Source organism: Wolbachia endosymbiont of Ctenocephalides felis wCfeT (assembly GCF_012277295.1).
Lineage (GTDB): Bacteria > Pseudomonadota > Alphaproteobacteria > Rickettsiales > Anaplasmataceae > Wolbachia.
Map to the genome: position 1 here is coordinate 55,751 of NZ_CP051156.1, position 12,697 is coordinate 68,447.

The following is a 12,697-nucleotide window of genomic DNA, read 5'->3' on the forward strand; positions in this document are numbered from 1 at the left end:
AAATTGCCTATTAAATTCCTCTTGATCTTCCCTATCTTTGCTGAGAAATAACTCTATCAACTTACGCATTTGAAGCCTACACCACTTGTCACTTTATTATCTTCTAATGCTGTTTTGATTTTTTTATTTAACTCACCGCCGCCTTTGCCTGAGTTACCATCGCTTTCCCATTTTCTTTTCTTGCCTATCCCTATCTCCTTACAAAATAGATCTATGTAAAATGAGGCAACATAACGGTTTACAAGCCTAGTAAATTTCTCTGCATTACTATCTAACTCATCTGTTGATAAGCGACATGAAATTTTTTCTGTGTTGTTAAACCTTAGAGCCACATACCTGTTAACCAAGCAGAGGTTTATGAAATCTTCCAATGCATCCCACTCATCTTTTTTAGCTAAACTGTAGCAAATATCCTCACCTCTATCGGAAAAAATGAGTTTTTCTCTGAGCGACGTAAGCGTACTGCTCAAAACTAATTTTGCATTTCTGTAATCTTTTAATTCAAATAATTGGGATACTGCTTCTTCAATTTGCCATGCATTTATAGCAGATTCTCTACCGGGCATTTTTTGCCAAGCATACTGAAATAACTCTCCATAAATCTCATGATTAATTAGAATCCTATCAGCTATAGATGATAGCAAATAGTAATAATCTTCGTTTTCAAGAAAACTGAGTGCATGCTTTGCAGTGGGTTTAAAAAAGTGTTGATATGGAAAATTTAGAAAACCTTTTAATATATTATAATTTAGTTTTGTAGCATTATTGTGCAAAATCTTCACCTGCTGCTCTTCGCTTATTTGATTAAGAAAAAAACATAAGATACTGATATAGCAGCTTTTCGGAAAGCGTATATCCTTATCTAACCCTGATCCAGTTAAAGGCTTTTGTGCTGCAATTACTATGCACTTCTCTCTATTTTTTTCCTTTTCTTCAGGGGTTAATTTTGTCCAGAAATATCTTACAGCAACGCTATTTCCTTGCTCTATTGCAATATTTAAGCCGTACTCATTTATTGAACTATCTTTAATTATTTCCCCTGCCCGGTCATTTATGTAATAGCTCCAAAAAATTGCTAAACGATCATACATCCTGCTCCTTTTCATTCTCTTTAAATGACTTGCCTCTTTACCTAATTGTTTCCATAAATCAGGAATCATATCTTCAAAACAATGAATGCAAGCTATCTCATAGCGTTTTAAAACACTCAAACTCTCATAACTCACCAATTTCTTAGCTGTCTTTTCTGCGTCTATTGAACCTTGTGGTGTCCAGCATATGTTATTAAAAAATGCTGATTCACAATAATATTTGCCGTAGTATTTGGACCATTCCAGGATTTCTAAACTTATCTGTCTACTAATACCTGATAGATCATCTTCCAAGGTTTGTGGTAGCTTTAGCCCCTTTATTCTTTCTTTTATTATCTTTTCTACTTCTTTCCACCGATCATCAAAATCACCCTGCGAGTGATATTCAAATACCCTTAAGATTTGACCTTTTACAGGGTTCTGTGTAAACAAATTGATTGCTGCTACTATCAGTGCACTTTCCCGTAAATTCTCAGGTGGCACCAAATTATAATCCATACACCCCCATTAAATTTTTAAAGCTATAGTAAAACACTCTAAAATATATGCTTATAATAGCATATATTAGAAAGTCTTGGCAATATTTTAAATTGAGTTTTTTTAGAAAGAAATGCTCACATTTTTCATTAGAACTATAAAACTGGAAGTTACTGCCGCAGCTAATTCTATCTTACGCGTCACAATAAGCGATATTAACCCAGCTGAAAGTGCAGCTATTGGAATAAGCACTGTACCTATTCTTATATAGCCATAGCTACAAGATAACTCATCAAGTAACGTTGGACCAAATTCTCCCCCTAATATCCGATATTTTCTCCTGCTGGATAAAAACTTAATTACATTTTCTCTCCATTCATCTAAGTTATTCATGATTACATACCCATGCCAGCGCTTGCGCCTTGGCTCACGTTGACACTTTGTAAAACAGTATCCGGACTATCCCTGCTTGCCTCAATGCTTCTGCAAGCTTTTCAGCCCTTTGAGCATTCTGTTCTGCCCTTTGCTCTGCTTCTTGTCTTCCTTTAGATTCTTTCTCAGCTCTTTGATCAGATGCACGTTTTCCTTCTTCAGCTCTTTCAGTTCTTTGGTCAGCTATAGCTCTTTCGCCTTGTGCCTGTATTTTATCAAGTTCACTTATTCTCTTGCTAGTATTATATATAAATTTTTCTAGTGTCTCATTATCAGGTGTACTTCGCCAACCATTGTCTCTGTCTTGACGCCTAACATCTCTCCACCTGTCACAACTAACTATCTTGTACAGTTCTCGTACATCACTATTCTCCTCAATTTTCATTCTCTCTTTAATCTCTTCTATATACTCTTTTATCATTCCCTCACTTCCTATTGCTATAGAGTGTTGTGCTTTACATAAAAACTCTTTAATCTTTTCATCTATAACACTACATTCCTCTTCTGAACTTGCTTCATATTTATTAAAAAGAAATCGAATTGAATCGTAACACTTGTACAATAAAAAATGCAGACCAAAATATCCCCATCCCCTAACGCGATTTAATCCTCCCTTTGATTTTAACTCCTCTATCTCGTTTATAAATTTCCTGATTTCTTTTAGTAACGCTTGCTGTTTTCTATTACCTTTTAACATGATATTGTTTTTACAGCTCTCTGTATAGCTTCCATCCCTATTAGGAAAACAGGACAATAAACTTACATCCACATCTATATCTCCAAAATGTTTGTTAAAATTAAATAGTAAATTATGCACATCTATCATTATATTATGAAAAGATTTTTGCATTAATTTCCGTAAGTTCCTATTTGCTTTTTCATCTGTAATACTACATGAAAATAAGGGAGCAGAATTGACTATTAGTACTTTGATTATATCAAAGTCAGGCTCTTGCTTCTTGATAGCGTTGATTAAAAAATCTCCAAATTTCTCATACTCAACCTCTTTCAACAGTGTAATAATTTTTTCTGCTACCTTTTTTGTATTGAAGTTCTCTTTTTCTATATCATGGTATAGTAAATTATTTGGATTTGTTCTTGCATAATCCAGATAGTTATACAGAAATGCCTTATACACATCTTCCACAAATTTCTTATCAGTAAATTTACCATCGTTCATTCTTTCTATTACTTGATTTTTTATCTTATCATTTGTTGCAGCTAACCTATCACTTAAATCCTGCTTTTCTTTTATTATCTCTTCAATTTTAGCGACAAACCTTTCTATCTCTTGCAAATTACCTTCCACACAAGCTAAGGAGTCAATATTATCATATGTAATTTCCGTTAATTTTAATGCTCCATTGGGAACTAACCTCAATCCAGCTACAATAACATTTGCTATGGTCCTAATCGGTAAGCTACGGCCTCTCACCTCAATGTTTTCTGGAATAGCATTTATAGCGTGATCAAGCAATCTGCCATTTTCGCCATCTATAGATTCTTCTATTCGACCAGCTATCTTACCTAAATAATATGAAGTTCTAGTACTTATGTCACTTTGCTGCCATATTTCACTATTAACTTGTTTGTTTATTTCTTCAATTACGTCATCAACTTCTTCAGCTAAACTTAATGCTTCCGCAGATGATATTGTACTTATTTGTTGAATTACATATTGAAGATCTCTGCTGCTACTCCGATTATTTAACAGGCTATGTGGTATATAAAATTTACGATAATCAATCTTTTGATTCGATTGCTCTACTATGGCATCTCTGCACTCAACTGCAGCATCTTTTATAGCAATTAACAAATCTTTCAGAAAATTCTGCTCTTTTTTATTTGATTTGCTCGACTGGAATCTTGAATATTTTCCTTGTCATTGTCTTGTAAGAATTTCTTTCTCTCCTCTAGTAATTCCTTCTGTTCTTGCAAAATCTCTCCTTGCTTTTTAATAATACTTAAGAACAACTTTGCTTGGGTTATTCTTTCCATATTTAACCCTTTAGAGACAATAATACAATGTACTAGCCAATACTGCCAAAGCTGGCAATACTTTGATCCTAATAAAACTTGAACTAGCTTAGCATCTTTTGCATCTATTGCTGCATTAACTCTTTCTTCAAATGATTTATAAAAAAAACTTGGCATAACCCCCCTACATAAAGCCTACATATTATAGAAAATTATATACCATTACAACAAGAATATCTATTAGTATTTTATGTTAATTATATACTTTTTGATTGAATAATATTTTCTAGTCTTACGCTAATAGATTGCATATAAAGCTATTTCATATATAACTTTACTACACTCTATACAGCATTTGCTTCAGTCATTTTTCATTCATGAATGTTATTGATATACTAATAACATATTTAAATCATTAATATGTTACGTATCATTGCCGGCAAACATCGTGGAAGAAAGATAACCACAAGTAAGCAGTTAACTGCACGGCCAACTATGGGTGTTGTGCGAGAGGCGATATTCAATATTCTTTCATCGAGAAAATCCATTAACAATGCAAATGTATTGGATTTATTTTGCGGTAGTGGTGCTTTATCATTTGAAGCACTTTCTCGTGGCGCTAAGCATGCATTTATGGTGGATTCAGATTATTACAATCTGCAATTGCCTAAAAAAACAGCAGAGATTTTTAGTGTTACAGATAATGTCACACTAATTTGTTGCAGTGCTGATAAGCTGCCACAGCCAACTTCGAAGTGTGATATAGTTTTTATGGATCCGCCTTATAATAGCGGCATGATTGACTCAACCTTAGATGGATTAGTCAATGCTGGTTGGTTGAGTGATAATGCATTAATAATTCTGGAAATCAAAAAAGATGAGGATTTTCAATGCAGTGAGAATTTTAATGTAATTTTGGAGCGTATCTACGGTGTAGCAAAAATAGTCTTTCTTTCTCCATCAATTACTTAGATGTACAGCCGCAGAGTGTAACATATAGAAAATTACCGCAGAAAAAGGAACTATGGGACTGTATAGAGTTTAAAACATATTTTTAAACTTCTGCCAAAACCCTGGCTTATTATCATTAACTTTTGTAAATGTTACATTCATGCAATATTTCGGATCTGGTGCATCATATTCAATGCTGAATGTTGAAACTTTATCGTTATTGTAAACATGTACATCATCGTATGATAGCCTTGTTGTATAGCATTTTATACGCTTCTGTTTATCAAATACTACTTCACCTGATTCTGTCTCAAGCTCTACAAATTTTGTCTTTTTCTGGCATTCCGTTATTTTGATTGAATCTTTCTCTAGCAGTATTGAAATTGGCAAGGTATTACCAGCGTACTCTTTAGCCAAGAGCTCACTTTGAGGATACATTTTTATCTTTTTGCCAAAATGTGAGTCTATAAAATTAGAGCTCCAAAATTTATCACCAGCGTGTACATATTCATCGGTTGCATAGGGTACACCGCCGTAAGTACACCGAATGTTATAATCCCCAACACCATTATCGTAAAAAAAATCATGAACTGCAGCATAGCTGCCAATCGTGTCATTAATAATATAACTCACTACTTTACCTCTAGAATTTTAGCTTGAATTTATCATGCTGTAATAACTATATTAATCAATCAAAAAATCCATACTCTTTCCACTTCTCTGTAACCTTTCTCACTATTTCCTCGTTCATTTCAATCTTTTTGCCCCATTCTCGTTTAGTTTCAGGCTGAATTTTATTTGTCGCATCAAATCCAATTTTTCCTCCAAGTCCACTTTCTGGAGAAGCAAAATCCAAGTAATCAATTGGTGCATTTTCAATCATAATTGTATCGCGTACTGGATCCATTCGCGTTGACATTGCCCACATAACTTCTTTCCAATCACGTATATTTATATCATCATCTATAACTATGATAAATTTTGTGTATAAAAACTGCTTGAGAAAAGAAAGTATGCCCATAACAATCCTTTTTGCGTGCCCTGGGTAGGATTTTTTCATCGATACCACTGCTATTCTATATGAACAACCCTCTGGTGGTAGGTAAAAATCCACTATCTCTGGGAATTGATTGATCAAAATTGGTACAAAAATTTCATTCAGTGCTTCACCAAGTATTGACGGCTCATCTGGTGGTTTTCCAGTATAAGTACTGAGATAAATTGGATTTTTACGCATTGTAATTGCAGTGATGTTAAATTCAGGAAATTGTTCAACAGAGTTATAGTAACCAGTGTGATCGCCATATGGCCCCTCATCTTGATATCTATCCAAGCTGACATAACCCTCAAGCACAATTTCTGCATGAGCTGGCACTTGAAGCGGTATAGTTTTGCAATTCACAAGTTCTAACGGCTTTTTGCGCAGCAATCCGGCAAATTGATATTCCGAAAGTGTTTCTGGTACCGGAGTAACGGCAGCAATAATTGTTGCAGGATCAGCTCCAATTACAGCAGCGGCAGGAAATTTCATATCCTGTCTTTTCTCCTTCCATCTTTTGTGATGGCTCGCACCTCCACGGTGTGCAAGCCAGCGCATTAGAGTCGTTTTTTTATCTATAACCTGCATGCGATATATTCCCAGGTTAAAATTGTCCTGTTTATTATCTGTTGGGTCTCTTGTTACCACGATTGGCCAGGTAATCAGTGGTGCTGGTTCATTTGGCCAGCATGTTTGAATTGGCAATAGACTAAGGTCCACTTCATCTCCTGTAAGCACTACTTCTTGACATGGAGCTTTACTCACAACCTTACTTCGCATGGATAATACTACCTTCAACAAAGGAAACATTTTTATGACATCTTTAAAGTTCTTTGGTGGCTCAGGAGATTGCAAAAACGCTAAAAGTTTACCAAGGTCTCTTAATTCATGACTGAGCCCTAGGGTAATTCTTTCGATAGTGCCAAACAGGTTAACTAAGACTGGAATTGAATTTTTACCGTGTTCTGTGACAACATTTTCAAAAATGATCGCAGGCCCTTTATTCGACAAAACCCGGCGATGAATTTCTGTAATCTCAAGAATTGTTGAAACTTCTTCCTTTATTCTGATGAGATCGTTTCTTTCTTCTAGAACTTTGATGAAGTCACGTAAGTTATCATACATGTTCTTATTTTATGGATTTATTCAGTTTTTGCTATGAGAAATTCAACCAATATGGGTTGAAATCCATAGGTTTTAAGTGCTGCCTAAAATGGTTATAGGATGCCAGAATTCTTGAGGTGTGTAAATAACAGTTGAAATATTTATAATTTCATCTTATACTAGATATAAAAGTTTAAATGTTTTCATATATAATTTGAAAAGCGTTTAATTGTGGGAGACATATATGGCTGGCAAAGGAAATAAAGGGCAAAATCAAAATAAAGAGTCTATTTGGGCTAGAATATGTGGTGTCATAAAGAGCGGTGCCACCACTGTAGCTAAAGTTGGATGGAGAGTTGTTGTAGTTACAGGCAAAGGTTTAATATATCCTGCAAAGAAGGGGAACTGGTTTAAATCCTGGGATAGAGTAAAGCACGATATAAAAAATGGTTTCCGCCGCATTATTGGGAAGGAAGAGCTACCTTATCGTCCTCCTATAAAAAATACAGGTTCTAGTAAAAAACATAGTTTTTGTGTAGTAGATCAGGCGAAAGATGGAAGGGTTGTATCTATGGCATCAAGGACTCTTACAGGGGACATACCTTATTTGAGTAATGAGAAGTTAGGACAAATAGAAAAAGAATTTCCAGATATAACTATAGATAGGGCAGGTAATAAAATCTTAATTAAATTTGATGTTGAAGAAATAGTTAAGAGTGTTGAAGATGATCCTAATAACAAAGGAAAGAGTAAGAAAGAAATTAGAGAGCTTACTCTTAAAAAAATTGAAGAAAGAATTGGTGGTAATTTGAAAGGCCTTGCAAGAATTGCTGGTGGGGAGTTTAAAAAGTATGAAGATAGAGAGTGGCTGCGTGGCAATGCAATAAATTTATTGCGAGGCTATGAGAATAGGAAACAGCAGGAGGCATCAGAAGCTTTAACGCCAAATCAAGGTGTACAGCCTGCACAAGGTGGACCATCAGAAGCTATAAGGCAAAATCCTGTAGGCGTACAGCCTGCACAAGGTGGACTATCAGAAGCTATAAGGTCAAATCCTACACTAGGCGTACAGCCAGCACAAGGCAAACCACCTGTGCAAAATGTGTCATTAGAAGAGGATGATAAAAGAAAGAGTGACATGGTAAGTGAAGGAGGTCCATTATTTGATGATAAAATTGTTGACAAGCAATCTTTAAAGGATATTAAAGAAGCGGGTGACATACTAAATAAAGGAGGTAAGACAGCAGGATCATTTGAGGAAACGATAAGGTCACGGAATATACGGAGTGAGTCAAAGGATTCTGTAAGAGGGAAGTAAAAGTAGTAATTTTTTATAGGTAAATGTTATGACAACTATAATAACAGATGAGGAACAAAATATGACTAAACCGGATAAGTTCTACTGTAGTGGAGAGAACTTGCGGTCTGCTCAGGTAAGTGAGGCAAAAGATCACTTAAGAGGAAAGTCAGAGATAGTAGAATGTGCACGTGAATTGTTTGGTGATGGAAAGGTTCAAGATGTTCCTGGAGCTGTAGAAGGACCATCAGCGACTCCTAACACCAAAGGAAATGGGAGTGGTCGCTCTCAAGCATGAGCAGTATAAGTTATGATAATGACAATATCTTTGCTCAAATACTAAGGGGTGTATCACCTTGTGAAAAAGTGCATGAAAATGAGAATGTGCTAGCTTTTCATGACAAATATCCAGATGCCCCAGTGCACATTTTAGTTGTACCAAAAAATCAATATATTTCATACGACGATTTTATTCTAAATGCCTCTGAGGAAGAGGTAATCAATTTTTTCAAAACTGTAAGAGAAATAGCACATCAATATGATTTAGAAAAAACAGGGTACAGATTAGTTACTAATCACGGTAAAAATGGGGAGCAAGTTGTACCGCATTTTCATGTACATATTTTAGGTGGTAAAAGACTAGGAAAGCATGTAAACTCATGACGATGTAAATTTATCACAATGAGTGAGTATTTAACTATAGTAGTTTTTATCTGCGTATCAGTTGTAGTATCGCTTGCTTTAGGTGTGCTGCCCATGTTTCTTGCAGTGAATAAACCTGACAGTGAAAAACTTTCTGCATATGAATGTGGTTTTAATCCTCTATCTAGTGCAAGAAAAAGCTTTGATATTAAATTTTACTTAGTTTCAATATTGTTTATCATATTTGATTTGGAAATTGCGTTTCTTTTTCCTTGGGCTGTTTCTTTGTCTAAAATAAGTTATACTGGGTTTTGGTCTATGATGGTGTTTCTTGCAATACTCACTATAGGTTTTATCTATGAGTGGTGCAAAGGTGCATTAGAATGGGAGTGAATTTATGACAAGTCAAATTTTATCTAATGACGATTGGAGTCGGTATAAAAAAGAAGGATTTCTCGTCACAAAATTTGGTGATTTAGTAGATTACGTAATGAATTGGGCGAGATCTGGTTCATTATGGCCAATGACGTTTGGTCTTGCATGTTGTGCAGTTGAGATGATGCACACCGCATCCAGTCGCTATGATCTTGATAGATATGGAATAATGTTTCGTGCAAGTCCGCGGCAGTCAGATGTGATGATTGTTGCTGGTACATTAACTAATAAAATGGCAGCAGCATTGCGTAAAGTTTATGATCAAATGGCAGATCCAAAATATGTTATCTCCATGGGAAGTTGTGCAAATGGCGGTGGTTATTATCATTACTCTTACTCAGTGGTGCGAGGTTGCGATCGGATTGTACCAGTTGATGTATACGTTCCTGGATGTCCGCCCACTGCTGAAGCATTGTTATATGGGCTGTTGTGTTTACAAAATAAAATAAAAAGAACCAAAAATATCAAGCATGGATAAACTCGCAAATTATATACAAAAAAAGCTTAAGTGTGATTGTATTCAAAGTGATGATGGCACTATTGTAATACATTCAACCCTAGATAATATTGAAAAGCACTTACTTTTCTTACGTGATGATGAAAAGTGCAGATTTGAGTTACTAATTGATGTCTTTGGAGTAGATTATCCAGATAGAGAGAAGCGTTTTGAGCTGATATACAATCTGCTTAGCGTTGTACATAATGCTAGGGTACACGTAAAGCTTCAGTTATATGAAAGCGATACTCCCACAAGTGTAGAGAAAATATTTAGCACAGCTTCATGGTTTGAGCGTGAAGTGTTTGATATGTATGGGATAGAGTTTTCTAATCATTCAGATTTGCGGAGAATTCTTACAGATTATGGATTCAAGGGCTACCCAATGCTAAAAGACTTTCCTCTGACTGGTTATGAAGAGGTAAGATACAATGTGGAGACAAAAAAGGTTGTGTATAACCCTATAGATTTACCGCAGGATTTTCGTATGTTTGATAGTTTGTCACCTTGGAAATCACATTCTGTGTTGGAAAAAGTAGAAAAAGCTGACGAATCTTGACTTAAAGTACATAAAAGTGTATAATATATTAATTGATGTTATGGTTAGGTTAACGTTATGAATGTACCTAAAGATACTGATAAACTGAAATTTTTTTTTAAGAAGCTTCAAGCGCGTGTAAAAAAACGCCTAAGAAAAGATCCCAAGCCACCAGAAGATTTTTTTTGGGATTTTTTATCAATACTTAATCCAGAAATTAAGAAAGAAAAACTAGAACAAGAACTACTTGGGCTGAAAAAAAAATTACTGAAGCTAGAAAAAAGAGAGCAAAAGAGGCAATGTATTTCATTGATTGCTGTGATTCCATTTGCGTTGCTAATGGTTATTCAGCTAGAAACAATATATGGTGGTTACATATTACAAAGTACTATAGGCATTGTACTAGGCCACGCTTTACTTCCTTCTACAGCTTTATCGCTTGCTTGTGCGATATATCTAATCTATAATAACATAAAAATAGCACAAAAAGAGCGAGAAATAAAGGATAAAGGATAAAGGATAAAGAAGAAGAATTAAAAGATATGAAAAGTGAAGGAGGAGTGAAAAAGGATAAGCACAGTAATTTTGATTTAGGTTTTTGTTTAGCCTGTGTTAAAGCTATAGCACCTTTATTAATTATTTCGAGTGAGTTAATAGGTGAAATATCACCATTTGGAATAGTAGAAGACACGCTTTTTTTAATTGCTAACTTCATTTCCTGTGCTGTAGCTATCCATGATTGTGTAAAAGAAGGTAAAGGTGAGAAAAATGACATCTATCTACTTGCAACTGGATTAACGCTTGTTGGTTCTTCTGTACTCTTAACAAGAAAAGTATTGACGATGCTTGAAGTAACTGAATTAGCGTCTCTGAATCCTGTTGTTTTTCCTGCTTTGGGCTTACTGGGTGTTGCTTTATTGATTTCTGGCTGTGCATTAATTGTGTATTCTCGCAGTAAAGAGCTTAAAAAGCAGTCGTGTAGATTAACAGATTTAGAAACTAGTCAGGCTAATGGACATACACACACTGAGGTAGAACCAATTTGTTAAAACAAACTTGCTGTAGGCTTAATGGCTACTCACTGTTACATAAAAAATATAAAGTTATATAATTTTCGCAATCATGCAAATTTTGAGCTGAATGCGGAAAATAACTCAGTCATAGTAACTGGTAAGAATGGCATTGGTAAAACTAATATACTGGAAGCAATATCGTTACTTGCCAAAAGCAATGGCATGAAGAAGGCAAAAATCAGTGAAATGCAGAACAGATTCTATAGTCAAGATTGGGCAGTGCATTACAACTTTTTCAATGGAACTGAATTTAATTCAATTGGCATTGCAAAAAGTATGAGTAAGAAATCAGTTCAGATAGATGGGAAAGTGCAATCAACCCATTCGTCTTTGTATAAGCTATCAAATGTAATTTGGCTGATCCCACAAATGGATCAAATACTCATCAATTCTCCAAGCGATAGATTAAAATTTTTAGATCGTATAGTTTCGCTGTTTGAAGAGAATTACACTTGCTGTTATATGAAATACAGAAAAGCTAAACATGAACGGAGCAAACTATTAAGAAAAAATATTTTAGATGATCATTGGCTTTCCAGTCTTGAAAAGATTATGGCTATTAATGCAGTTGAAATTTTGCGTATGCGATTATCTGTCCTGAAAATGTTGCAAGATACAATTGACAACCATTCTTCTAAAGCTTTTCCAAAAGCGAGCTTGAGGTTTAGCAGTCAACTTGCTTCAAATGAGACTGTAGAATATTGCCAAAGCCGTTTAAAAGAAAGCAGAGCAAAAGATGCACTAATAGGCAGAGTAACCTTTGGTATACATAACGACAATTTTCAGGTTTTTTATCAAGATATACCAATAACTCTGTGCTCTACTGGTGAGCAAAAATTGCTATTACTTTCTATTATTTTATCAAGTGTAAAAGCAAGGAGTGCTAAAGCACCAATTCTTTTACTTGATGACATAATGTCTCATTTGGATCAACATTACAGGAAAGCATTGATAGAGGAAGTATTAGACATTCGATGTCAGACTTGGATTACTGATGTAAACCAGGAAAATTTTAATGATTATTGTAAAGCTTTCAAATTCTTTACATTAGCAAGTAATCATTACTAAATAGTTTACTTTAGAGCTCTAAAACTGAAATAGAATGATTAAATAATAGATTATTTGTCTTTATGTGCTATGCTTAA

Annotated in this window: 16 protein-coding genes; 10 read left to right on the forward strand and 6 right to left on the reverse strand. The window is 34.8% G+C overall.

Annotation, left to right across the window (positions count from 1 at the left end):
- Window positions 1–56 precede the first annotated feature (56 nt).
- From HF197_RS00265 to HF197_RS00280, 4 genes are all read right to left on the reverse strand, one after another.
- On the reverse strand, window positions 57–1,589 hold the full coding sequence (locus tag HF197_RS00265) for a hypothetical protein (protein ID WP_168463813.1): 1,533 nt from the start codon (window positions 1,587–1,589) through the stop codon (window positions 57–59).
- Window positions 1,590–1,691: 102 nt separating this feature from the next.
- Complete coding sequence (locus HF197_RS00270) at window positions 1,692–1,961, reverse strand: hypothetical protein (protein ID WP_168463814.1); 270 nt, start codon at window positions 1,959–1,961, stop codon at window positions 1,692–1,694.
- 34 nt (window positions 1,962–1,995) lie between these two features.
- Window positions 1,996–3,816: a cell envelope integrity TolA family protein gene (locus HF197_RS00275; protein WP_168463815.1), complete on the reverse strand. Its 1,821-nt coding sequence runs from the start codon at window positions 3,814–3,816 to the stop codon at window positions 1,996–1,998.
- 5 nt (window positions 3,817–3,821) lie between these two features.
- The gene (locus HF197_RS00280; RefSeq protein ID WP_168463816.1) at window positions 3,822–4,154 is read right to left on the reverse strand and encodes a hypothetical protein; all 333 of its coding nucleotides are present in this window, start codon (window positions 4,152–4,154) and stop codon (window positions 3,822–3,824) included.
- Between the two features lie 243 nt (window positions 4,155–4,397).
- Between HF197_RS00280 and rsmD the strand changes: the two genes are divergently transcribed.
- Window positions 4,398–4,949, forward strand: coding sequence for a 16S rRNA (guanine(966)-N(2))-methyltransferase RsmD (rsmD, locus tag HF197_RS00285; protein ID WP_168463817.1), 552 nt, complete (start codon window positions 4,398–4,400; stop codon window positions 4,947–4,949).
- A gap of 69 nt (window positions 4,950–5,018) precedes the next feature.
- Here the strand turns inward: rsmD and HF197_RS00290 are convergent, their stop codons facing one another.
- Together HF197_RS00290 and HF197_RS00295 are read right to left on the reverse strand one after the other, a co-directional pair.
- Complete coding sequence (locus HF197_RS00290; protein WP_168463818.1) at window positions 5,019–5,561, reverse strand: hypothetical protein; 543 nt, start codon at window positions 5,559–5,561, stop codon at window positions 5,019–5,021.
- Between the two features lie 55 nt (window positions 5,562–5,616).
- On the reverse strand, window positions 5,617–7,092 hold the full coding sequence (locus HF197_RS00295; RefSeq protein ID WP_168463819.1) for a UbiD family decarboxylase: 1,476 nt from the start codon (window positions 7,090–7,092) through the stop codon (window positions 5,617–5,619).
- Between the two features lie 223 nt (window positions 7,093–7,315).
- Here HF197_RS00295 and HF197_RS00300 point away from each other — a divergent pair, with 223 nt between their 5' ends.
- The 9 genes from HF197_RS00300 (at window position 7,316) to recF (ending at window position 12,620) form a co-directional block, all read left to right on the forward strand.
- Complete coding sequence (locus HF197_RS00300) at window positions 7,316–8,389, forward strand: hypothetical protein (protein WP_168463820.1); 1,074 nt, start codon at window positions 7,316–7,318, stop codon at window positions 8,387–8,389.
- 100 nt (window positions 8,390–8,489) lie between these two features.
- Complete coding sequence (locus tag HF197_RS00305; RefSeq protein ID WP_168463821.1) at window positions 8,490–8,666, forward strand: hypothetical protein; 177 nt, start codon at window positions 8,490–8,492, stop codon at window positions 8,664–8,666.
- The gene (locus HF197_RS00310) at window positions 8,663–9,031 is read left to right on the forward strand and encodes an HIT domain-containing protein (protein WP_168463822.1); all 369 of its coding nucleotides are present in this window, start codon (window positions 8,663–8,665) and stop codon (window positions 9,029–9,031) included. The genes HF197_RS00305 and HF197_RS00310 overlap by 4 nt, the downstream gene beginning before the upstream one ends.
- Window positions 9,032–9,049: 18 nt before the next feature.
- Window positions 9,050–9,403: an NADH-quinone oxidoreductase subunit A gene (gene ndhC / locus HF197_RS00315; RefSeq protein WP_168463823.1), complete on the forward strand. Its 354-nt coding sequence runs from the start codon at window positions 9,050–9,052 to the stop codon at window positions 9,401–9,403.
- Window positions 9,404–9,407: 4 nt separating this feature from the next.
- Complete coding sequence (locus HF197_RS00320; protein WP_168463824.1) at window positions 9,408–9,923, forward strand: NuoB/complex I 20 kDa subunit family protein; 516 nt, start codon at window positions 9,408–9,410, stop codon at window positions 9,921–9,923.
- Complete coding sequence (locus HF197_RS00325) at window positions 9,916–10,500, forward strand: NADH-quinone oxidoreductase subunit C (protein ID WP_168463825.1); 585 nt, start codon at window positions 9,916–9,918, stop codon at window positions 10,498–10,500. The genes HF197_RS00320 and HF197_RS00325 overlap by 8 nt, the downstream gene beginning before the upstream one ends.
- A gap of 57 nt (window positions 10,501–10,557) precedes the next feature.
- Window positions 10,558–10,995, forward strand: coding sequence for a hypothetical protein (locus HF197_RS00330; RefSeq protein WP_168463826.1), 438 nt, complete (start codon window positions 10,558–10,560; stop codon window positions 10,993–10,995).
- A 26-nt stretch (window positions 10,996–11,021) separates the two neighbouring features.
- A complete protein-coding gene (locus tag HF197_RS00335) occupies window positions 11,022–11,528 on the forward strand; it encodes a hypothetical protein (protein ID WP_168463827.1) in 507 nt (168 codons plus the stop codon).
- A 21-nt stretch (window positions 11,529–11,549) separates the two neighbouring features.
- A complete protein-coding gene (gene recF, locus HF197_RS00340; protein WP_168463828.1) occupies window positions 11,550–12,620 on the forward strand; it encodes a DNA replication/repair protein RecF in 1,071 nt (356 codons plus the stop codon).
- Window positions 12,621–12,697 lie beyond the last annotated feature (77 nt).